At 38.4% G+C, this 23,205-nt stretch carries 19 protein-coding genes and 1 pseudogene; 13 read left to right on the forward strand and 7 right to left on the reverse strand.

Annotated features, from left to right (window positions below; genetic code table 11):
• Nucleotides 1–70 precede the first annotated feature (70 nt).
• Nucleotides 71–733 carry a DUF1997 domain-containing protein gene (locus ACSQ6I_RS22175; RefSeq protein WP_438892425.1) on the reverse strand — a complete coding sequence of 221 codons (663 nt, stop codon included), beginning with the start codon at nucleotides 731–733 and terminating at the stop codon, nucleotides 71–73.
• A gap of 178 nt (nucleotides 734–911) precedes the next feature.
• On the opposite strand from ACSQ6I_RS22175, the gene ACSQ6I_RS22180 reads away from it, so the two are divergent.
• Together ACSQ6I_RS22180 and ACSQ6I_RS22185 are read left to right on the forward strand one after the other, a co-directional pair.
• Nucleotides 912–1,580, forward strand: coding sequence for an SDR family oxidoreductase (locus ACSQ6I_RS22180; protein WP_438892426.1), 669 nt, complete (start codon nucleotides 912–914; stop codon nucleotides 1,578–1,580).
• Between the two features lie 167 nt (nucleotides 1,581–1,747).
• Complete coding sequence (locus ACSQ6I_RS22185; RefSeq protein WP_438892491.1) at nucleotides 1,748–2,413, forward strand: glycoside hydrolase family 24 protein; 666 nt, start codon at nucleotides 1,748–1,750, stop codon at nucleotides 2,411–2,413.
• A 76-nt stretch (nucleotides 2,414–2,489) separates the two neighbouring features.
• On the opposite strand, the gene menH is transcribed toward ACSQ6I_RS22185, so the two are convergent.
• Together menH and ACSQ6I_RS22195 are read right to left on the reverse strand one after the other, a co-directional pair.
• Complete coding sequence (menH, locus tag ACSQ6I_RS22190) at nucleotides 2,490–3,302, reverse strand: 2-succinyl-6-hydroxy-2,4-cyclohexadiene-1-carboxylate synthase (RefSeq protein WP_438892427.1); 813 nt, start codon at nucleotides 3,300–3,302, stop codon at nucleotides 2,490–2,492.
• Between the two features lie 155 nt (nucleotides 3,303–3,457).
• Nucleotides 3,458–3,856 (reverse strand): metal-sensing transcriptional repressor, encoded by a 399-nt coding sequence (locus ACSQ6I_RS22195; RefSeq protein ID WP_438892428.1) that lies wholly within the window; start codon nucleotides 3,854–3,856, stop codon nucleotides 3,458–3,460.
• Between the two features lie 451 nt (nucleotides 3,857–4,307).
• On the opposite strand from ACSQ6I_RS22195, the gene ACSQ6I_RS22200 reads away from it, so the two are divergent.
• Nucleotides 4,308–5,501 (forward strand): HhoA/HhoB/HtrA family serine endopeptidase, encoded by a 1,194-nt coding sequence (locus tag ACSQ6I_RS22200; protein ID WP_438892429.1) that lies wholly within the window; start codon nucleotides 4,308–4,310, stop codon nucleotides 5,499–5,501.
• Between the two features lie 291 nt (nucleotides 5,502–5,792).
• Here the strand turns inward: ACSQ6I_RS22200 and cimA are convergent, their stop codons facing one another.
• Nucleotides 5,793–7,427 carry a citramalate synthase gene (gene cimA, locus ACSQ6I_RS22205; RefSeq protein WP_438892430.1) on the reverse strand — a complete coding sequence of 545 codons (1,635 nt, stop codon included), beginning with the start codon at nucleotides 7,425–7,427 and terminating at the stop codon, nucleotides 5,793–5,795.
• Nucleotides 7,428–7,525: 98 nt separating this feature from the next.
• Here cimA and ACSQ6I_RS22210 point away from each other — a divergent pair, with 98 nt between their 5' ends.
• From ACSQ6I_RS22210 to ACSQ6I_RS22230, 5 genes and pseudogenes are all read left to right on the forward strand, one after another.
• The gene (locus tag ACSQ6I_RS22210) at nucleotides 7,526–7,864 is read left to right on the forward strand and encodes a 2Fe-2S iron-sulfur cluster-binding protein (protein WP_323311679.1); all 339 of its coding nucleotides are present in this window, start codon (nucleotides 7,526–7,528) and stop codon (nucleotides 7,862–7,864) included.
• 16 nt (nucleotides 7,865–7,880) lie between these two features.
• Entirely contained in the window at nucleotides 7,881–8,306 is a 426-nt protein-coding gene (locus ACSQ6I_RS22215) for a hypothetical protein (protein WP_438892431.1), read from the forward strand.
• A gap of 205 nt (nucleotides 8,307–8,511) precedes the next feature.
• A complete protein-coding gene (gene thiO, locus ACSQ6I_RS22220; protein ID WP_438892432.1) occupies nucleotides 8,512–10,497 on the forward strand; it encodes a glycine oxidase ThiO in 1,986 nt (661 codons plus the stop codon).
• 122 nt (nucleotides 10,498–10,619) lie between these two features.
• Entirely contained in the window at nucleotides 10,620–11,297 is a 678-nt protein-coding gene (locus tag ACSQ6I_RS22225; RefSeq protein WP_438892433.1) for a Coq4 family protein, read from the forward strand.
• 410 nt (nucleotides 11,298–11,707) lie between these two features.
• Nucleotides 11,708–12,717: pseudogene (locus ACSQ6I_RS22230) on the forward strand (IS110 family transposase).
• A 416-nt stretch (nucleotides 12,718–13,133) separates the two neighbouring features.
• On the opposite strand, the gene ACSQ6I_RS22235 reads toward ACSQ6I_RS22230, so the two are convergent.
• Both ACSQ6I_RS22235 and ACSQ6I_RS22240 read right to left on the reverse strand, forming a co-directional pair.
• Entirely contained in the window at nucleotides 13,134–13,592 is a 459-nt protein-coding gene (locus tag ACSQ6I_RS22235) for a hypothetical protein (RefSeq protein ID WP_438892434.1), read from the reverse strand.
• Nucleotides 13,593–13,594: 2 nt separating this feature from the next.
• A complete protein-coding gene (locus tag ACSQ6I_RS22240) occupies nucleotides 13,595–14,896 on the reverse strand; it encodes an AAA family ATPase (RefSeq protein WP_438892435.1) in 1,302 nt (433 codons plus the stop codon).
• Between the two features lie 354 nt (nucleotides 14,897–15,250).
• On the opposite strand from ACSQ6I_RS22240, the gene psb34 reads away from it, so the two are divergent.
• The 3 genes from psb34 (at nucleotide 15,251) to ACSQ6I_RS22255 (ending at nucleotide 19,961) form a co-directional block, all read left to right on the forward strand.
• Nucleotides 15,251–15,430 (forward strand): photosystem II assembly protein Psb34, encoded by a 180-nt coding sequence (gene psb34 / locus ACSQ6I_RS22245; RefSeq protein ID WP_438892436.1) that lies wholly within the window; start codon nucleotides 15,251–15,253, stop codon nucleotides 15,428–15,430.
• Between the two features lie 259 nt (nucleotides 15,431–15,689).
• Entirely contained in the window at nucleotides 15,690–17,846 is a 2,157-nt protein-coding gene (locus ACSQ6I_RS22250; RefSeq protein WP_438892437.1) for a tetratricopeptide repeat protein, read from the forward strand.
• A 261-nt stretch (nucleotides 17,847–18,107) separates the two neighbouring features.
• Entirely contained in the window at nucleotides 18,108–19,961 is a 1,854-nt protein-coding gene (locus ACSQ6I_RS22255) for an ABC transporter ATP-binding protein (RefSeq protein ID WP_438892438.1), read from the forward strand.
• Nucleotides 19,962–20,066: 105 nt separating this feature from the next.
• Here the strand turns inward: ACSQ6I_RS22255 and ACSQ6I_RS22260 are convergent, their stop codons facing one another.
• A complete protein-coding gene (locus ACSQ6I_RS22260) occupies nucleotides 20,067–21,509 on the reverse strand; it encodes a hypothetical protein (RefSeq protein ID WP_438892439.1) in 1,443 nt (480 codons plus the stop codon).
• A 458-nt stretch (nucleotides 21,510–21,967) separates the two neighbouring features.
• On the opposite strand from ACSQ6I_RS22260, the gene ACSQ6I_RS22265 reads away from it, so the two are divergent.
• On the forward strand, nucleotides 21,968–22,462 hold the full coding sequence (locus ACSQ6I_RS22265; protein WP_438892440.1) for a DUF29 domain-containing protein: 495 nt from the start codon (nucleotides 21,968–21,970) through the stop codon (nucleotides 22,460–22,462).
• Between the two features lie 41 nt (nucleotides 22,463–22,503).
• Complete coding sequence (locus ACSQ6I_RS22270; RefSeq protein WP_438892441.1) at nucleotides 22,504–23,166, forward strand: hypothetical protein; 663 nt, start codon at nucleotides 22,504–22,506, stop codon at nucleotides 23,164–23,166.
• Nucleotides 23,167–23,205: the final 39 nt, after the last annotated feature.

Below are 23,205 nucleotides of genomic sequence, written 5' to 3' on the forward strand. Positions count from 1 at the left end.
AAGAAATATTATTCCCTATTCCCTATTCCCTGTTCCCTGTTCCCTGTTCCCTGTTCCCTGTTCCTCATGACTAATGACGCTTTTTCGAGGAATTAACAGGAAAGGGGAGATTGAGAGATTGATGAAAATCTTCTTGGACTTTGCGGGTTAAGCGACGGGAGACTTGGCGAACAATTTGATTAAGTAAGCGATCGCCTGTAGATTGAATCAAAGAATGTGGTAAACGCTGAATAAATCTGGGAAAATGCAGCTCAACGATCAAATCTAATTCCCATTCTACCCGCGTCACCTGTTCCAAACCTTCTACTAAGTGCATTGAAGCATTATAGTCCACATCATAACCAGGCGCTTGATAGTCAGGGATGGGAATTGTACGGATACGGTATTTACCTTCCTCTGGAGCTAACAATTCCAAACCAATTTTTGGTTCTACCTCATAACCAAAAGAGCCAAACTTACCAATCACCAAAGCATAACCATTATCACCCAAAGGTTCCACCCTCATTGGTTCAGCACAGCGGACAAACCATGAAGAATGACTACTAAGATACTCAGCCACCTGATCAATAGGAGCATACATTTCCATACAGTCTTGATAACGACTGCGAAATTTACTTGGCCCTACATGATGAGCCTCTTTTAATGGCGTTTCATTGACCGTAACACTAGAACCCATAGGCAAAACTGACTCTGTTATATCTAAAGATTGATATTCCCACTTGTTTGTCACCATAAATCTGTTTTTTGTATAGTTTGCAGTTTGTCTATATTAATCATTCCCTCTTCAGGAGGGTTTTTCACACAAAAATGCAAATTTCACGAAAACCTCAAGAATCTGTCATCAACTCCATAGAATTACTAAAATAAAGAACGGAACAAACACATATTAGTTTCCTAGGATAGCGTTAATTATGAAAGTATTTGTAGCAGGGGCGACAGGTGAAACAGGTCGTCGGATAGTACAAGAGCTAGTATCCAAGAATATTCCCGTTCGGGCGTTGGTACGGGATGAAGATAAAGCTAAGGCTATCTTGTCTCCTGAAGTCGAGTTATTTGTAGGCGACGTATTAGAACCAGCAACCCTAACTGCTGCATTAGGTGATAGTACGGTGATAATATGCGCCACAGGAGCAAAACCAAATTTTGACCCCACAAGCCCCTATAAAGTAGATTTTGAAGGTACGAAAAATTTAGTAGAAGTTGCTAAAGCCAAACAAATAGAGCATTTTATTTTAGTTTCTTCTTTGTGTGTTTCCCAATTTTTTCATCCGCTCAACCTGTTTTGGCTGATTTTAGTATGGAAAAAGCAAGCCGAGGAATACATTCAAAAAAGTGGACTTACCTATACAATAGTGCGACCGGGAGGACTGAAAAATGAAGATAACTCTGATGCCGTCATCATGCAGAGCGCCGATACGTTATTTGATGGTAGTATCCCTCGGCAAAAAGTAGCCCAGATTTGTGTTGAATCCATGTTTGAATCTGCCGCACGGAATAAAATTATCGAGATTATCGCTAAACCTGAAGCTACACCAAAAAGTTTTCAGGAATTATTTCAAAGCACAGGGAATAGGGAATAGGGTTGAAAGTCTCTTTGCATAAGGCTTTGTCCTTAAATTTTGTGCCTCATCTGAAGCACCCTAATAATATGCCAGTTGTGTAAGTCCTGGTTTAGACAAATACGTAGCAGATGATCAATTTCCCGAAATCAGATCATTGGTGATTGTTGTTTTAGATTAGAAAGTAAATTTTAAGGAGTCCAACTCTGAAAGGCTTTGAACTCAAAGGCGTAGAAAAACTGATTGCCCCCCTAGCGGCACTGCTCGGCTTTGTATATTTATTACAGTGGTATATTGGTGGAAATTTGCGTTCATCTTCAGATCCTGTATTTGAGCGCAAACAACCTCCCTTAGTCATGCAAGACGGTGATCCTTACATCCGGGCTTTGATGCGAACTATTTCTACAAGCGAGGCAAATAGTAACCGTCCCTACTCTCTGCTATATGGTGGACAGCAAGTAAATGACCTCAGCCGTCATCCTGAGATATGTGTCACCATTGTCACAGGCCCCAATATTGGTAACTGTTCCACTGCGGCGGGTAGATATCAAATCATTAATACCACCTGGTATCAAATTGCGCGTCGCTATCACCCAAAACCAACGCAGTTGATGTTATGGTCTAGTTATAGTTTTGAACCAGAGTATCAAGATGTAGTAGTTTACCGTTGGTTAAACGATTCAAAAGTTTGGGGAACAGATATTTCTCAACTGCTCAGACAGAAAAAGTTAGATGAAGTTTTAAAGCGGCTTTCCCCAACTTGGACAAGTTTAGGATATGGAATAGAAACTAATTCTAATACTCGTTTTTTACCTCAAGTTTATCGGAAGTTATTGCAAGAAGAATTAAAATAATTTGTAATTCGTAATTCGTAATTCGTAATTAAAAATTATCGGTATGTATTTGGCGAAATTTTCTGGAAAGATATTGCTAATAAATCAAAAAAGCTCGGATAGTTTTCACAAATGCCAATGTATTTTCTAGATGAATATTATGTCCAGCTTGACTAATAATTTTGAGTTGGGCATTTTCACATTTATAAGCCATTGCTGTATTAATAGTGATAAATTTTTCATCATATTCTCCAACTAACAAAAGCAAGGGTATTTGATTTTCTTGAATCTTGTCCCATAGCGAAGGTTGGTATCCAGATCCCATAAATCGCAATGATTTTGCCAGTTCTAAAGGATTATTCTCTAACCTTTTGGTTAGCATTTGTTCATATAATTGATTATTTTTAATAGCACCAAAAATTTTTTGACTATACCAATTATTTAAAAATATCTTAAATTCATTTTTATTGACCATTCTGGTAATTTTTTTTGCAATTTGGGAATCACTTTTAATTCTGGCTAGTCTTTCTGCTCCTGTTGGTAAACCTGGGGAAACTGACTCTAATACAACTTTTAAAAAACGTTCAGGAAAATGAAGCATAAGATATAAACCTAATCTTCCTCCCATTGAATAACCGACTAAAAAGCATTTTGCTATTTCTAATTTATCCAATAAATTGATTATACCTTGAGCGGTAGGTTCCATTTTATAGTATTCATCACCTCCTAAAACTTGAGTTTTACCATGTCCAGGTAAGTCAAGTGTGAGATAATAAAAATCTTCTCCTAGTAATTTTATGACTTCATCAAATTCTTCAATATTACCCATGAAGCCATGTAGAAAAAGAATTAATGGTTTTTGGGAATTACCTTGCAAAGAACAGTGAAATTGATAATTTTTTAGCGTCATGTTTCCGAAGCCCAAGCAAAAAGATTTATGGCTGTATAAATAAGGCTTGTTTATACAGCTTAGGTACTTGTTTGACTTAGATACAAGACAGTATATTATTTCTGCACGTGATTAAGCAAGTGCATATACTTAATGTTTACGATTTTTCGTAATTGCTAAGGCAAAAACCGATCTAAAGCTGCTTTGAGTTGTTCAATTTCTACATCAATATTGCCATTTTTTGAAGCTCTAGCAATACATTCAGTTAGATGTTCATCCAAAACAATGCGGGCTACTTTATCTATAGCACCTCTGACAGCGGCAATTTGTAATAAAACATCAGGACAGGGGCTATTTTGCTGCACCATTGTCTTAATCCCGCGAACGTGTCCTTCTATACGCGATAGTCGGTTGATAATTCGCCGTAAAGATTCTTCACTATGAACGTGAGGATGAACGGAATCAGTCTGCCCAGAAGTATGATCTGTATGTTGGTGGTTGAGATCGTGATGGTGTGTGTATTCTGCTGGTTGAGAAGGCAAGGATTCGTCAGCTAATCGGTTTGATCCATTCATTGGTCATCACAGTTTTGGTATTAATTAAGATCCTAACCTAGAGAGATTTGAGATTTAACAGTAGTGGCCAGAAGAGGTGTATGGCAATACGCCTGTACAGCAAAATTTTGTACTATATATTTTAGATTTGGGGAAAATCCGAACCAGAACAGTCCAAATTTCCATACTAGCTTTATATCTGATTGTTCCATTAACTTAATCGCAGTAGGACAAATTCCATCTGGAAATCGTCTAAAGAAACGTAAGAACGTTACAGCACTTCCCGGTGTTATGAGGTACAAGAACCCCACCCCCAACCCCCTCATCGCTTGCGGGGAGGGGGCTATGATGTACCTTATATAATTGGAAACCGCTGTAATAGACGTGGATTTTTATCCAAGCTGTAACAATTGTAAATAACTTTATCGTTTATCTGTTGTTTTTTCTGAGGCTTCTAGATTAGGTTGTAATTATGCAAATTTCCAAACTACCTCGGTCTATACGCCAACTCACTACCCATGCGATCGCAATTTTTATGGGAGTGATGTTGAGCGTTACCTCTTTACAAGTGTTACCATCTCAGGCTGAACCTGCGCCCGATTCTGTAGTTTCTCAAAAGCTATCTCCGGCTGTTGCGGCTGTTGGTAGTAGTAGTTTTGTCACGGCTGCGGTGAATCGGGTGGGGCCGGCTGTAGTCAGGATTGATACAGAGAGAACAATTACCCGCCGTGTTGAGCCGATGATGGAAGATCCTTTTTTACGGAGGTTTTTTGGCGATAGCTTCCCGCAACAGTCACCAACTGAGCAGCTACGCGGTTTAGGTTCTGGGTTTATTCTTGACAAGAGTGGTCTAATTCTGACTAATGCCCATGTGGTAGATCAAGCTGATAAAGTGACAGTCCGCCTTAAAGATGGCCGCACATTTGAAGGAACAGTGAAGGGCATTGATGAAGTAACTGATTTGGCGGTTGTCAAGATTAATGCTGGTAGTGATTTGCCTGTTGCACCTTTGGGTTCGTCTAATAATGTTCAGGTTGGAGATTGGGCGATCGCAGTTGGGAATCCTTTAGGATTTGATAATACCGTTACATTGGGCATTGTCAGCACTCTCAAACGTTCTAGCGCCCAAGTGGGAATTAGCGATAAACGCTTAGATTTCATTCAAACTGACGCTGCGATTAACCCTGGTAACTCTGGGGGACCCTTATTAAATGGAGAAGGTGAGGTAATTGGGATTAATACTGCGATTCGTGCAGATGCTATGGGGATTGGGTTTGCGATTCCTATTGATAAAGCTAAAGCGATCGCACTTCAATTGCAACGAGATGGAAAAGTTGCTCACCCTTATTTAGGTGTACAGATGATCACCTTAACACCCCAACTAGCCAAAACAAATAACAGTGATCCCAACTCCATGTTTGAGATTCCTGAAGTCAAAGGCGTTTTAGTCATGCGGGTTGTTCCCAATTCCCCAGCTGCAAATGCAGGTATCCGTCGTGGAGATGTAATTGTGCAGATTGATGGTAAACCAATCACCAATGCAGAACAGTTGCAAGGAGTGGTGGAAGATAGTAACCTCGGTCAATTATTGCAGGTGAAAGTGCAACGAGGTAATCAAACACAGTTGCTTTCAGTCCGCACCGCTGAACTAAAAGATATTTCTTGAACAGGACTTACGCAAGATGTGACCGAAAACCTGATTCTTTCGTAGCGGTAATTCATGAATTACCGCTACTTTCGTTGTGTTGTGCGTAATATCACGTCCGGTAAAATGCTTGTCATTCTGAACGAAGTGAAGAATCTCCGAGATACTTCGCTGCACTACGTTCCGCTCAGTATGACACATATATTTTATCGTAAGTGATTAGGCGGACATGATATAAGTCTTATTGAAGAAGAAATAAATCCGTAGGTTGGGTTAGCCAAGCTTCTCCCACCATGAGAAAATCTATTACTCCTAAAGTTTCAACACCTTTTCTGCTTGGAAATGCAACAACAAACCATATTCCAAACCTTCAACTACCGCTTGATAAGAAGCTTCCAAAATATTCGTAGAAACTCCTACAGTTGTCCAACGTTGTTGACCATTTCCCGATTCTACTAAAGCGCGGGTTTTAGCTGCTGTCCCTGTATGTCCATTGAGAATTCTGACTTTATAATCTGTCAACTCAAAAGCAGCAATGTGGGGGTAAAAGTTGACCAATGCTTTGCGTAAAGCTGCATCCAAAGCCGCTACCGGTCCATTACCTTCCGCTGCTTCCAGAATATTGTTACCGTTAACAGCTACTTTAATTGTTGCCAAAGAATTGGTCGGTTCTTTCCCTTCGACCAAATCACAGTGGACTTGAAAACCTTTAACTTCAAAAAACTCCTCACGCCGACCTAAAGCCTCATACATCAGTAAGATAAAACTCGCCTCTGCGGCTTCAAATTGATATCCTTCACTCTCCAAATCCTTCATGCGTTGGAGAATCTGCCGTGCTTGGGGATTTTCCTTATCTAATTCAATGCCAAAAGTCCGAGCTTTCGCTAACACGTTGCTGAGGCCAGACTGTTCAGAAATGACAATTCGGCGCAGGTTCCCGACTTGTTCCGGCTGAATATGTTCATAAGTCAAAGGGTTACGTTCTACTGCTGATACATGAATACCACCTTTATGAGCAAAAGCAGAACGTCCCACAAAAGGCGCGTGTTCATCAGGAGCGAGATTTACAACTTCGCTGACAAAGCGACTAGCTTCTGTAAGTTGATTTAGCTGGTGTCCACCGATACAGCTATAACCAAGCTTTAGCTGTAAATTGGGAATCAGAGAACACAGGTTAGCATTACCACAGCGTTCACCATAGCCGTTGATTGTACCTTGTACCATCTTCGCCCCAGCCATTACTGCTGCTAGGGCATTAGCTACAGCCATCTCTGAATCATTATGAGTATGAATACCGATTTGAGGAATTGTCATTGATTTTTGACAAATGACTAATGACAAATGACTAATGACTAATTCCACAATTTGAGAAACTTCATGAGGTAAAGTCCCGCCATTGGTATCACATAAAACTAACCATTCAGCCCCTGCGGTTACTGCCGCTTTTAATGTCTCTAAAGCATAATTAGGATTTTGTTTGTAGCCATCAAACCAATGTTCAGCATCGTAGATGACACGCCGTCCTTGAGAACGTAAGTACTCAATTGTGTCAGTAATCATGGCTAAATTTTCTTCTAAACTGGTCTTGAGTCCGGCTGTGACGTGTAAATCCCAGGATTTACCAAAAATTGTCACCCAGCGCGTACCTGCTGCCAGAATCGCTTGCAGCATTGGTTCATCTACGGCTTTAGTGTGAGGGCGACGAGTGGAGCAAAAGGGAACAACTTCTGCTTGTTTGAGCGGATTTTCTTGGAGTTGCCAGAAAAATTGTACATCTTTGGGATTTGCTCCTGGCCAACCGCCTTCAATAAAGGGAATCCCTAATTCATCGAGTCTGTGAGCAATGCGTAACTTATCTTCTATGGACACTGATAATCCTTCCCGTTGAGTCCCGTCCCGGAGAGTAGTGTCATAGAGCCAAAGTTGATTTGAGGGAGTTATGGTCATAAAAATTCGGTGAACCTTTAGTTCAACACTGACACCTGAGAGACAACTTTGCGGCGATGTGCCAATATACAACAAAAAGCTATTTTGGTAATTTCAATATGCCCCAAGTAGTAGCTCAAGGTAAATTAATTGAGTGTGAAAGCCAAGCCAATTTACGTAAAGTTCTGTTAGAAAATGGCATTGACCTCTACAATGGCGGTTCCAAGCTCATAAATTGTCGAGGAATTGGCAGTTGTGGTACTTGTGCGGTTAAGGTAGAAGGCGAAGTATCCGCAGCGAATTGGCGTGATCAAACGCGGCGTTCGCTTCCTCCCCATTCTCCTACATCAGACTTGCGTTTAGCTTGCCAAACTCAGGTTTTAGGTGACGTGAAAATAACAAAGTTTGATGGATTTTGGGGTCAAGGTTCTCAATTAGTTTGGACACCAGAAGGTTAACAAGGAGAGAAACAAGATGGGTAGATGGACACCCTTAATTCTGATGGCTGGAGGCGTGGCAATTTTGCTGGGTACGTTACTAGGTATTAATTTTCCTATGGGCGGACAACAAAGTGCTAATGTTCCGCCTGGACGTAGAGCTTCTAGCGTCCTCCCGGCTAATATTAATGTTAATAGCACTGCTACCCGGAATGATTCTGAAACTGCTACCCGGAATGATTCTGAAACTGTTAACAGCAGTGATTCTGAAACTACTAACAACAATGATTTTGCTAATGATAATCGCCGCACCAGCGTAGCTCAAAATAATGCTTCTACTGAGCCTACAGGAATAAATGATAGTACACAAGACGGAAATACTACTGATACTTCCATAACAGACAGTAGTTCAAGTTCAGGTAATCTTAATCAAGAAAAAGAACCTATTCGCGCTTTGTGGTAGTCAGAGGATGTCTGAAAAATTTTTCCTGTGGTATCCAATACTTGTAGATCCCCCTTGTTGAGAGGTAAGGGGGGATCTGAATAAAACTTGATATTTCTCAGACATCCTCTTCGTTTGTGGACTCTTCAAAAATCCCACGGCTAGAAGCCGGGGGTAGTTGTCAATCCTGATAGGTTATTAGTTATGTAGTAATGACTAATGACTAATGACTAGTGACATTTTAATTATTGGCGGTGGCGTTATTGGCTTGGCTTGCGCTGTCGAATTGAAATTACGGGGGGCAAATGTCACCGTGCTTTGTCGTGATTTTTCAGCCGCAGCCAGTCACGCAGCCGCAGGGATGTTGGCTCCTGATGCGGAAAAAATATCTAATGGGGCGATGCTTTCTTTATGTTGGCGATCGCGCTTTTTGTATCCCAACTGGACACGCAAACTAGAAGATTTAACTGGTTTAAATACAGGTTATTGGCCTTGTGGCATCCTCGCTCCAGTATATCAGGAGGCAGAGGGGCAGGGAGCAGGGAGCAGGGAGCAGGGAGCAGGGGGAAGAAGTAAAAATAAGGATGTTACTTACTGGTTAGACAAAGCAGCTATTGAGCAATATCAACCAGGTTTAGGTGCAGATGTAATTGGTGGCTGGTGGTATCCTGAAGATGGGCAAGTTGATAACCGCGCTTTGGTGAAAGTTTTACGAACTGCGGCTGAGTCTTTGGGTGTGGAATTCAAGGATGGCGTGACAGTGGAAGCGATCGCTCAACAACAAGGAAAAGTCATCGGTGTACAAACCAATTTGGGTTTACTGCACGCCTCCCATTATGTTTTAGCCTCTGGTGCTTGGGCTAATCAATTATTACCTTTACCAGTGCGTCCCCGCAAAGGACAGATGCTGAGTTTGCGAGTACCAGAATCTGTCCCAGAATTACCATTGACGCGGGTGCTTTACGGTGAAAATATTTACATTGTCCCCCGGCGTAATCGTTCTATTATTCTGGGGGCAACTAGTGAAGATGTGGGCTTTACTCCTGATAACACCCCAGCCGGAATTCAAAGTTTACTCCAAGCTGCAATTCGTCTCTATCCACAATTAGCAAATTATCCCATTCAAGAAATGTGGTGGGGATTTCGCCCCTCTACTCCCGATGAATTACCGATTTTGGGCAATAGCCATTGTGATAATTTAACTTTGGCTACTGGACATTTCCGAAATGGCATTTTGCTCGCACCTGTCACAGCCGAATTAATTGCTGATTTGATTTGGGAAAAAAAGGCAGATCCTCTCCTGGATAATTTTAATTATTCGCGCTTTCAAGCTCAGTCATCTACCACTACATCCATGCTGACTCATTCTGCTAATTTCACCAACGGACACCGTAGCCTACAACCCACAGATTTAAACGTTCAAGATTCAAAATTGATTATTGCTGGTAAATCTTTTCAATCTCGCTTAATGACAGGAACTGGTAAATATCGCAGCATTGCAGAAATGCAACAAAGTGTTGCTGCTAGTGGGTGTCAAATTGTGACTGTAGCGGTGCGGAGAGTGCAAACTAAAGCACCTGGACATGAAGGTTTAGCGGAAGCTTTAGATTGGAATAAAATTTGGATGTTGCCAAATACCGCAGGTTGTCAAACCGCAGAAGAAGCAATCCGGGTTGCCCGTTTGGGACGCGAAATGGCAAAGTTATTAGGACAGGAAGACAATAATTTTGTCAAGTTGGAGGTAATACCTGATGCAAAATATTTACTTCCAGATCCCATTGGCACTCTGCAAGCGGCTGAACAGTTGGTCAAGGAAGGTTTTGCTGTTTTGCCATATATCAATGCTGACCCGATGTTAGCCAAGCGTTTAGAGGAAGTTGGTTGTGCAACGGTGATGCCTTTAGCAGCCCCTATTGGTTCAGGACAAGGGTTGAAAACTACTGCCAATATTCAGATTATTATTGAAAATTCCAATATCCCTGTTGTGGTAGATGCTGGTATTGGTGCGCCTTCTGAGGCTTCTGAAGCGATGGAATTGGGTGCGGATGCGTTGTTAATTAATAGTGCGATCGCACTAGCTCAAAATGCCCCAGCTATGGCTTATGCGATGAATTTGGCAGCAGTAGCCGGTCGCATGGCTTATTTAGCAGGAAGAATGCCGATGAAAAACTATGCTAGTGCTAGTTCACCTTTGACAGGGACAATTACCTAATCTGGAAAATCTCTCTCCTTGCAGGAGAGAGACTTTGAATTTATCCCTTTAGATGTATGAAAAATACTATTAATATTTTCAACAATAATAGAGTAACAATTTTGAATATTTAATAAATATACATGGAAAATGTAATTACCTATAACAATGATAAAGGACTTCTAGCTTATATTCAATTTCTCGCATCAAGAGCATTAAGAACCAAATATGATGGTACTGATCCAATCTTTAATTTTGAAGATGCACTTGATCAAACCGAAATAGCACATTTCACAGTAGATGAACTTAAAAAAATCCCTGAAGTTAACACTCTATTTACAGAACGCTGGCTACCTGCACCAATAAATTTAGATGAATTAAGTAAACTTCCTGAAGGAACTTTAGGCTATGTTTATGCTAGGGAAATGAAAGCTAGAGGTTTTGATCCCAACTTCTATCAAACAGTTCCTGTGGTTGATGATATTTCCTATCTGAAAATGCTGTGGAGAACTACCCATGATATTTATCATGTAGTTGCAGGATTTGATACTGATATCTTTGGAGAACTTGGTTTACAAGCTTTTGTTTTAGCTCAAACTGCTATTCCTATTAGCATTATGCTGGTGAGTTTTGGTATGGTTTTAATTAGTCTCTACCAACCGGATAAACTCAAACCTTTAATGACAGAAATATCCCGTGGCTACCGTTTAGGTTCTCATACTCCCAGCAAACTTATTGCTCAAAAGTGGGATCAGTTTTGGGATGTTCCAGTTATGGAAATTCGCACTCAATTAGGAATGAATTCTATTCCTGAAAACTGAAAATCAGTTAATTATGAGTATTTACAAATCAGATTTTATTGTGAAAATTCGTATTTTACAGGACTTACACATTGACAAAATTTATCAAATATAGCTTATGGATTTAATCTCTTGTAGGGTGTGTTAGCGACAGCGTAACGCACCAAAATATTGAGAATGGTGCGTTAGGATTCCATCCTAACGCACCCTTGTATATTAGAAGAAGTAGTAGACCGTCGCACCCTTGGTCAGAAAAGACCGCTTTGTAGCATGGGTCACTACAACAATCTCCATGACAGAACTCGAACAGTCGCCTGGGGTAAATACTGTGAATCAAAACATAGATAAAATAGCCCGAATCATGCAAGGATGAGTGAAATCAAGGGGATGAAAAAGAGTAAAAGAAATTAGTTAAAAGTTGAGAGTTAAAAATGGAAAACATCTCTCAGTGGATAGGCATTGACGTAAGTAAAGCCACACTTGATGTTTACATACGTCCAATAGGTAAAGCATTTCAAGTTGCTAATACTGAAATAGAAATATCTAATTTAGTTGAGCAACTTAAAATATATGATGTAAACCTCATCGTATTGGAAGCAACAGGAGGACTAGAAACTGAATTAATAATTCAATTGCAGTCTGCACTGTTACCAGTAACATTAATCAATCCGCGTCAAGGAAGAGATTTTGCTAAAGCTACAGGTAAGTTAGCAAAAACTGATGCAATTGACGCACAGACTTTGGCACATTTTGGTGAAGCAATGAAACCACTTATGTTACCAATTGAAAGTGAAACAGCACGTCAATTGGGTGAATTAATTAGTAGGAGAAGACAATTAGTTGAGATGTCTACTGCTGAAAAAAATCGCCGTGACCGCTCTCGTGTTAAAACTTTAGCAGATATTGAGGCACATATTGATTATTTGGATAAACGTCTTCAACAAATTAATCAAGAGATTGAAGAATTGACCCAAAATAATCAAGAATGGATTGATAAAGTCAATTTACTCAAAACTACTCCTGGTATTGGTCAAGTTATTTCTACCACTCTGGTGTCTGACTTACCAGAATTAGGTCAATTAACCGCTAAACAAATTTCTCGTTTAGTTGGTGTGGCACCAATTAATCATGATAGTGGTGAAGCAGTGCGTTCCTGTCGCCTTGCGTCGGAAAGCAACTGCTGAACCCGTAGGGTCAACATAAAGGTAAGCGAATGATTAATGGTGGTCGCGCTCATGTTCGTGCTATTCTTTATATGGGTGCTGTTGTTGCCATGCGTTTTAATCCTGTAATTAAGGCTTTTTATCAGCGTCTTGTTGAACGTGGTAAACCCAAAAAATTAGCACTTACTGCTTGCGTTCATAAAATGTTAGTCATTTTAAATGCGATGGTTCGGGATCATCTTCCTTGGGGTGCTAAAGATAATTTGCAACCAGCTTAAAACTTTTTCATTTCTGAAATTCATTTTTTGTCATTACAAACTATGTCGGCTTTTTTACTCTATGAGTCAGAGTTCCTATTTGTGCTTACAAAAATTAATTTTTCCTCAACCTTGATGTGAATATTCAACTTTTACCCCCACGAGTGATCTAGCAACTGGGGAAGATTGGGCGACGCAGTGAAGTGGTAGGGCGGGCTGCGACTATCTAGACTATCAACCCAAAATCTTTATGTCCGTCCTACCACCTCCCAATCTAGCAGAGCGTTCCCCAGTTGCGTCAACAAGAGCGATGGCTACGCCCGCCGCAGGCATCGCTTGACATTCAAGACAGTCGCTACAATACCTAATCTTGTTCAAAAATCAAATAGGAGTCCTATATCATGTGAAGTTTGTACAGTGTGTAAGTCCTATTCTCTTCAAATACTTTCTTCTAAAACCTGACTTCTGTACTTAATTAGCTCAATACTATTATCACCATTCAGTCTTTTGAGCCGTTTCTTAAGTTTAATTTCTACAGAACTATTAATATCAGGAGTGGGATTTCTATTTAATACAATACGTGCATAAATTTTAAAATCTTGCATTTCCGTTATAAGTTTAGTTATAGATGAATCTATTTGTCCAATTGCTTTTTTTAAATCATGTCCTTTTAACTCTACAAAAAATGCTAATTTATCTTCACAGGATAAAATTAGATAATCACATCTTTCCCCCCCTGTAATTAAGCAATCATCTACCTTAATTTTACAAATCTCTTTACCATTGTCATTGGTGACTCTATACTCTTGTTTATTCCCAGAATCTTTAACAACTATGGTTTTCCTAGGATCACAAAATTCCTTACATTCACTTTTTCTAAAAAAATCGTTACACATACTCAGTCATCTAGATTAAACAAGTCATTAAACTTGTTATTAATTATACTAGATGCGCTATCTATTTTTTCAGCTTGAATTAATTTCAGTTCTTCATCAATAATTGATTCATAGTAATTTTCAGATATAAAGTAAGCTGAAATACGATCTGGATCAATCCAACTTTTACTACTGACAATGCTTTCTACTGCTTCTCTTTCATCACCAACTTTATTTGTACCCACTTGGTGAGCATATAAAAGATTGTTGAAAGATGAGAGAATATAAGGACTATGAGTAGTAATAATTATTTGATTATTATTAATATTTGCTAATAAACCAATTAATTCTACAATATCACTTTGGGTTTCAGGATAAAGATGTGCTTCTGGTTCTTCAAAAACCATAAATACACTCGTTTCATCTAAAATATATCTAAATATCAGCAAAAGAATCCAGACTGATTCTTGTTGTCCTGAAGAAGCATATTGTAATTTGACATATTTTTCATTATTAATATAAATTCTCTCTTTATCAAGATCAACATTAAATCTATATTCACCTTTAAGGATTTTTCTTAATAAATCTGATAAATCAGAACCTGGATTAAAAGCAATATTTTTGTTTTTAATGAGAGTGTTTAAATCATCTGTAAAATAAGATTTTAATAAATTAATTCTCTCGACAAAAGATTTTGTAAAGTAGTCTAAAGTATCTGGGTTTTTGATATCTTGGACTTGTTCAGTCAATGTAGACATCAAACTTCTACCAGCAGGAATAAATACAGGGTAGTGCTTTTCTTCAAAAATATGATCTATGTGCGATTTAAAATTTCTAAACCGTAATCTTTTGTCTGATTCAATTTCTCGTAATTCTTCTAAGGACTTAAATTTATTCTGTTGTTCTTTGGATATTATTTTGTAATTTAAAATTTCTATAACCAGCAAATTTAATTCATTTTCCAGTGTCGGACTTAATTTGATATCTAGATTATCTTCAGATTTAGAAATTGTTATATGTTTTTCACTTGAATATTGATATTGTAATCTAAATTGTTCACAATCTGGATTCAGTCCAAAATATTGGACGAAATTGAATTTTATAAAGTTTAACAATGCATAATATATACGATGTTCTGGCAAATACTCTAGATTGTCGGCATAGATATGATTCAGAATTGCGTCTTTAATAGACTTAAATATAAAAATTGATTTACTAATTGTACTTTTACCGCTTGCTTGGGGACCAATTAATAGCATTACATCTGTGACATCAGCCTCAAATTTTTTTACAGGTCCAAAATTTTCTATAGAGATTCTTTGCATAATTCTGATGTTTCGTTTTAGATTCAAAAACAAATTACTATTAACAGTGTAGCAAAATATATTTTGTATATGTTTATTCGGTTATTCGTGTTACTAACAATTGTACCCAATTAGGAATAAATTCTATTCCTGAGAACTAAAAATCAGTTAATTGTCAGTTAGAAAGTGTATGGATAAAATCTAGCAAGAGGTACTAGTGATTACAAGCAAATCCATATTTTGTTTATTATGTCAATGCGTAAATTCTACTAAAATATAATTTTTTGATCTTAAATGTAAAGATTTATATAATAAAATGAAAATAAACTATAATATAGTCAACACTCAATAAAAAAGATAAGAAGGAATCACTTCATGCCCTATACAAACGAAGAAGGCGGACTGATAAACAATTTTGCTCGTGAACCTAAGGTTTATGAAGCCGAACCTCCTACACCCACTCAACAGCGTAACTATGTTGTTTTAGGACTTGCTGCTGCGCTTTTGGTTGGTGGTGTGATTTTTGTCGCCTTCTCTGTTTCTCACGTTGGTTAATCTCAAAATATTTTAATAAAATTTAATTTTTCAGAATTTCAGGTTCCAATCTCAGGAGGAGCCTGATTTTCTAATTTTTTGCTAAAATTAAAAAGAATATCTAAGTATAATTAGACACTAGCTAATCCTTCAAGTTTGGAAAAGTCGATTTATCCTGAGCAGAAAAACATTTACTTGAAAATCAGAATATAAGATTTTTCAGTTATGTTTATTTGACTGACTTGAGAATGTATACTGTATTTCGGCTGTTTTAGCCACTATGAGCGTGAATGAAACTTTACCTACAGATATTTTTGCTTGGAATCGGCAGGTATATCAACGCCTAAAATTTGCCCTGAGTATTGGTTTACGACGGCAGATATTTTTTGCTGTATGTGATGACTTACACTTAAGAAATCAAGTAGCTACTCGGTTACATTCTACCTTGGCTTATCCCGTGGGGCAAGTGCTATATCAGCCAACAGAAACAAGGGGAATTAGTACTCCAGCTTATCCACGGTTAGTCACATTGCGGTTGAATTTAAATGATCCTAATCCTATAGCGCAGATAAATCAATGGTTAGCTAATTATCCTCCACCGATTGTGGGAGAATCAAAAGACACACCTGGTCGCCCCTTACCAATACCCGCATTTCAGATTGTCGGAGTGGAACTGCTCACTAAACAATCAGTAGCGGTACAACGTTTATTTTTACATTATCTCCGATTAAGCGAACAATATTTTTCTACCCAAGAATCCAGTCCGTTTCTAGAATCTAGTCTGCTGTTTTGGGTTCCGCGTCCTTGGTTATCTGCTATTCAGCAATCAGCACCCAAGTTTTGGCATGGTCGAACTGGTGTGTTTATCTTTGCTGGAGAACCGACACCAACAATAGATAATCGGGCTTATACAGAAAATTTCTCTAGTTTGAGAAGTGTAGATTTAGGAAATCTTGAGAAATCAATTATTGATGAATCAATCGCTTCAGAAGAATTGACAGAAAATCTTATTCAAGAGTTTAAGTTTACTGAAGATGATGATTTCTTGGGAGAGAAACATAAAAATATAGAACATCCATTACATGGTATATCAATAGACAAAATTGAGATTCCTAAACTCTCATCTTTCTTGCATATTAGCGATGAATTAATATCGTTAGTTAAAGAAACATTGAATACCGATATTCCTGAAGATGCGGATGAAAATTTGCAACCGCAGCAACTTCTCTGGGAAATTGAAAAATTACAAATCCAGCAAGCTGCTGGGCAAGAAATAGCGGTAGCTTATCATAATTTAGGAAATTTATATCGCCTTCGCATTGAGCAAGGAAAGTCAAGTCTAGAAAATTTAATGGTGGCAATTATTGCCTATCAGGAAGCAGTCAGTTATGACGACAATTCACCACAACTCCCAGATACTTTAAATGATTTGGGTACGTTGTACTGGATGCTGCACCGCACACCTGGTAATAGTGCAGAAGGAAAAACTTATATAGAACAGGGAATAGAATTTTATCAGTTAGCAATAAAACTAATTACACCTGATAGCCAACCGGATATTTATGCTCGTGTGCAGAATAATTTAGCCACAGCTTACGGAGATTTAGCGCGATTTTCTAACCCTGTGGAAAATTGGCAACAGGCGGTTACAGCTTATGGTGAAGCACTTCTCTACCGAACAGAGGAAATTGATCCTATTAAATATGCTGCTTGTCAGAATAATTTAGGGACTGCTTACTGGCATTTGGGACAACATAGTCAACCGGTGGAACATCTCAAAAAAGCGATCGCAGCTTATAATCTAGCACTTGTATATTATAAACCCAGTGATGAGCCGCTCAAGTATGGCATGATTCAAAATAATATCGGCACTGCTTATTGGAATTTATCTCAATATGAACAACCATTGGATAACTTACAATTAGCAGTTGATTTCTACCGTGAAGCCCTTAAATATCGTACTCCTGCTAATGTTCCTAATGCCTGTGCAGCTACTCGCAATAATCTTGGTACTGCCTATTGGCATATAGCAAATCTACCACAAGTCACTAAAGACATTCGCCAAAGTTTTTTGAAATTATGCGTCAAAACTTATGAAGAGACTCTGAGTATATCAGATTCTGTAGATCGTAAAAATTTAAGTTTTGATTTATTGGCAACGCAAAATAATTTGGGACTAGCTCATTATCAATTAGTCACAGATCCGTCTTTTAATGGTGACAAAAAAATACTTTCTCAGCATTTAGAAGCATCTTTAGAAAATCATGTCCAAGCATTAAATGCCTTGACTCAAAACACGGAAGCTTATCAAACGACTTTTACCCACATAGTGAAAATAATTCGCACTTTCCATGATCAATTAGGTATTCAAGGACAAAATTTGGCTTTATCTAAGGTTCCGGGTAATTTAATTCCTGAAATTTTACCTAAGTTATAAAAGAACTGATACTCTTTTAGAACCAACAGAATATGGATTAAATGAACCGCGAAGAAGCGTTCGCGGTAGCGTTGCGAAGCAAAGGACGCGAAGAAAGAAGGAAGAAGATAGGTAATCTTATACTGGGAAGTCCCTAAGTTGATTGGTAGTTATTGGCTAAAAGTGTAACAATCGGTAAAATTACCGCAAGGGGTTTTCAAAGGCTGAAAAAGTCTTTTGTTCCCTGTTCCCTGTTCCCTGTTTAATTACTACCCCAGACCTATGAAAGAAACTATCCTAGAGGTTCGCAATCTACAAGTTGAATTTTCCGGTGATGGCAGTAAAGTTAAGGCTGTGGATGGTATCAGCTTTGATTTGCATCGAGGTGAGACTCTAGGAATAGTGGGAGAGTCTGGAAGTGGTAAATCAGTTACGGCTTTGGCTGTGATGGGTTTGTTGCAGTATCCCGGTAGAGTTGGTGAGGGAGAAATCTGGTTTCGTCCCCAGGAAAATGCCCAACCTCTGGATTTATTGGCTTTACCTGCTAAGGAGATGCAGCTGTACCGGGGTGGTGACATTGCGATGATTTTCCAAGAACCGATGAGTTCACTCAATCCGGTTTATGATATTGGGTTTCAGATGACAGAAGCAATTATGCGTCATCAAAATGTGAGTGCAGCTGAGGCTAAGAGAATTGCGATCGCAGGTCTGCAAGAAGTTAAACTTTTACCTAGTGATGAAGATATCCAGCAGCAGTGTCTTGATCATCAGTCATCTCCACCCAATAGCTTCCAACTAGCGCAGTTGGTGAAAGAACAAAAAGCCGCGATGCTGGAACGCTATCCCCATCAGTTGTCTGGTGGTCAGTTACAACGGGTAATGATTGCAATGGCAATTTCTTGTAACCCATCATTGTTAATTGCTGATGAACCAACCACAGCCTTAGATGTGACGGTACAGGCGACAATTCTGGAATTGCTGCAAGAATTACAACAAAGTCGCAATATGGCTATGATTTTTATCAGCCATGACTTGGGGTTAATTTCGGAAATCACTGACCAAGTAGCGGTGATGTATAAAGGTAAAATTGTCGAATCCGGTGCGGCAGAACAAATTTTTACGAATCCCCAACATCCTTATACAAAGGGGCTTGTGGCCTGTCGTCCTTCTCTTAACCGTCGTCCCCAAAAACTGCTGACTGTTTCTGACTATATGAGTGCAAAGGAGGATGAATTTGGACAGGTGGTAATTTATCCCCAAGAACCAGCACAACCACCAGATATCAGCAGCGAAGAAATTAACGCCAGATTGGCCAATCTCAGTACTCAAGATCCCCTTTTAAAAATTCGCAATCTGAAAGTTGGTTTCCCACTTCGGGGTGTATTTGGTGGGACAAAACGCTACAGTATGGCCGTGAATGAGGTTTCTTTTGATGTTTATCCAGGTGAAACTCTGGGATTGGTGGGAGAATCTGGTTGTGGTAAAACTACTTTGGGTAGAAGTTTGCTGAGATTAATCGAACCGATGAGCGGTAAAATTATTTTTGATGGACAAAATATAACTACTCTCAAAGGAAAACCGTTGCAAAAATTGCGACGGGAAATGCAAATAGTTTTCCAAAACCCGTTTAGTTCTCTTAACCCCCGGATGAAAATTGGTGAAGCGGTGATGGAACCGTTGTTGATTCATTCTGTGGGTAAGTCTCAGTCACAGCGACGGGAAAGGGCTGTGGAACTGTTAGAAAGGGTGGGATTGGGTGCAGATGATATGAAACGCTATCCCCATCAGTTTTCTGGTGGTCAACGTCAACGGGTTTGTATTGCCCGATCTTTGGCTTTAAATCCTAAGTTTATTATCTGTGATGAGTCGGTTTCGGCATTGGATGTGTCGGTACAAGCCCAGGTATTAAATTTGTTAAAAGAATTACAGCATGATTTTAACTTGACGTATATTTTTATTTCCCATGATTTAAGTGTGGTGAAATTTATGAGCGATCGCATTTTGGTGATGAATCAAGGGAAAATTGTCGAAGAAGGTACAGCAGAAAGTCTCAACCGCGAACCAAAAGAAGAATACACACAGAAGTTAATTGCAGCAATTCCTACAGGTAGTTCAGAGAGAATGAGAAAGAAGTAGAAGTCAGGGAGCAGGGAGCAGGGGGAAAGAGAATTTTTGGATTTCTGCACAAACAATTTATATCGCAAGTGATTAGGCGGACATGATATGACTCCTGACTCCTTCTCATTTAACATCAGTGTAAAGATAAGCCCTAATATATTGATGATTGCGAATAATTTCCGCAGATTGTTCAGCTGCACTAGCGAAGTTTTGACTATAAACACCATGACCATCTATTCCGTCTAAAGTCATCCAAGCATAAGCTATTTGATAAAGTTCGCTTTTGTCTAATAAATGTTCAAGCAGAGGTTGTTGGTCAGGTAGAGTTTTTCTATTTAACAAATTATTTTTATCAGCGAGAATTACCACTTTTTCATCATACAATTTCTGAGCTACTTCAATTTGCATATCTGGATTTCCTAAAATTTCCTCATCAGAAATATTAGGGTCAAATCTATCTCTAGAAATTTGGAAAGCACCATAAAACTTACTATTTGGTCGGTGTTCTTGCCAATTACCACCACTAGATTCTGTAGCTGATATAGCAATTAAAAAAATAGCAACTTCTTGACGAAGAGTACCTTGTTTAACTTTTTCAAGAATTTGTTTAGCAAAATCAATTTTAATCGTACCATCAATAATTACACCAGCTTTTTGAGCTTTTTTAGCGGGGATAACATCTTGAGATAAATTCTGAGAAGAATTAAAGTTTATTTTTTTGGATAAGTTTTCCTCACTATTTATATAAGCAACAGGAACTAGTTTTTTATCTACTCTATTTTTCACACTAATTGCCACTACAAAAGCCAGCAATATGCAAATTAATAAACTAAATTTTTGTGTGAAAATAAAATGAATTTTATCACCTTGGAGGTTGAACCAGTTGTTTTTATAAAATAGTAATTTTTTTAATTTCCAACTTCTTTTAGAATGAACTGGTTTAACATCCTTTAGCATTCCTTTTCCTGCTAATTTCTTTAACAGAAATTGTATATCTTCGCTGTTAACCTTGTATTTAGCAGCGATGGTTTTTGGTGGTAATTTACCTAACTGTAAAAGTATATCTTTTTGATAAGGGCTGATTTGAAGATAGGCTAAACTATTTGGGTGTTCCATACGCAAGAGCCAATAACCATTTGGATTCCATATCCACTGCACTGCGGATTTAAGTAGAGGCCAACGGTTAGGTTTTGTGGAATATTCTCGCAGTACATAAGCTCTTTTATTCTCTGTTTTGTGAATTCCTAAAACTCCCAAAGCCACTAATTTTTCTAATAGCTTGATCACAAAATCAGGGTGAATTTCTTTCCCAAATTGCTGTTGACACTTTTCCTGTACCTGTCTGACTGTCAATTTTCCATTAAACAGCTTGAGAGCGTAACCTTCTATGAATGAAAATGGAAACCTCTGTCTGGTTTTAATTCCTTGTAAAAGTATTGGTGAAAACCCGCTTACCCCTTGCTCAGATTCAGGTACAGAGATTATTTTCCAGTGAGATACCAGATTTGGACACACTAAACTCTGATCATTACGTGTATTAACAGGTGATAGTTTGACTGGGTTCATGTGCTAAAAAGATATCAAGGTTCTGCTGTACCCACATCAATTTAGTGACTAAGGGTTGTTGTCATATTATACCAGTAGATACGACTGAACTTTACAAATACAGCGGATTTCGCTGTTGGGAGGTACATACCTAGCGGGCAAGATGCCCGCACCACAAGAGTTTCATTATTCAAGTTTGTATCTCATTTAAATGAAATCCGCTGTATCATCCAAGCGATCGCACAAAAAATCTTATCACCTATACCGACCGAAAAGCGATCGCTGTATTGTTGCAGATATCTCATACCAAAAACTATATCTAAAATATAAATTTTGATTTCAAGATTTTGACATATAAGCTAATTTTATAAACTCTTATTTTCAGCATAAATCAAGTTTGTAAAACCTACAACTCAATTAATAACAGTAATTACTAAATTAAGCTAAAATAAAAAAAATAGCAAAATCCTAGCCAGTATATGGTTACATCAATACAAGCAACAATTCAAACTCTATACGACCAAGATTATTACCTGTGGCTGAGAACAACCATTAACCAACTTCGCACAGGACAGTTTTCTGCTGTTGATTTAGAGAATTTATTAGAAGAATTAGAAACTATGGGTAGAAGTGAAAAGCGAGCAATTAAAAGTTTATTACTTAAACTGCTTGAACATCTTCTAAAACTCAAATGTTGGGATAGTGAAAGAGAACGTAATCAAGGATCTTGGAAAAGAGAAATTAGGGCTTTTCGTACACAGATAAAAGATGAACTCAAAGATAGTCCTAGTTTAAAACCTTACATTTTAGAGATATTCGACCAATGTTATCAAGAAGCCAGAAAATTAGTAAGCGATAGCTCTCAACTTTCTATTGACAAATTCCCTCTTATACCCATTGGTTCTTTAGAACAAATTTTAGATGAAAACTGGTTTCCTGAATATAGCTGCAATCATCACGGTAAAGCCGACTAAAATAGATACTTAACTCACGCTTACTCAAGGAGTATCTAGCGGTGCAGCCAGATTTAGTAGGTTTAGAAATCAGCAAAGGGGAACTGAGACGTTTAACAGGCTTTGATACTGAAGACGTTTTTAGACCCTCAATTATGGCAGACAAGGAAAAGCGTATGGGCTTTTTCTTCAACGAAGGCTTGGTAGCTTTGGCACTTACGCCGATTATTGTCGGCTTTATTTATGCTTTTATAATTTTGCCCACATTGGGATCTTCCACTAAATTGGGGATTATTTTACTGATTATTGTACCTATTGGGGTGGTTGTGGGGCGATCGCTCTGGCGGCGAAAAACCTGTCCCCATGCACTGACAATACTTTTAGATGAAGTTGATAAATATCACACCGTAGTTCAAGCTATAGATATCAATGATCAACTCGCCACCTCTGGCAACTCCCAAAGTAGCATTAGCGACCGAGAACAAGTAATATCTGCACTCCAATTAATTAGAGAAGATTTAGTTCGCGCCTTAAAAAGTGAACGTATTTTGCGCGATAATAAAAAACTGCTTCTTAACAACCAAGAGTTACTAGTCAATAACTTAGCCAATTTGCAAGCCTTACAAGTTAGCTCTCAAGCTGGTGAATACGCACGACTCCTAAATGAGTCATTACAGATTGCGTTAGATGTGCAAGCGGAAATCAGAAAACTCAGAAAAGTGTAATCATAAATTTATTCCCCAAAATTCAATGCTTAAATCTTA

Source organism: Anabaena sp. WFMT (genome assembly GCF_051781005.1).
In the GTDB taxonomy this organism is placed as follows: domain Bacteria; phylum Cyanobacteriota; class Cyanobacteriia; order Cyanobacteriales; family Nostocaceae; genus Anabaena.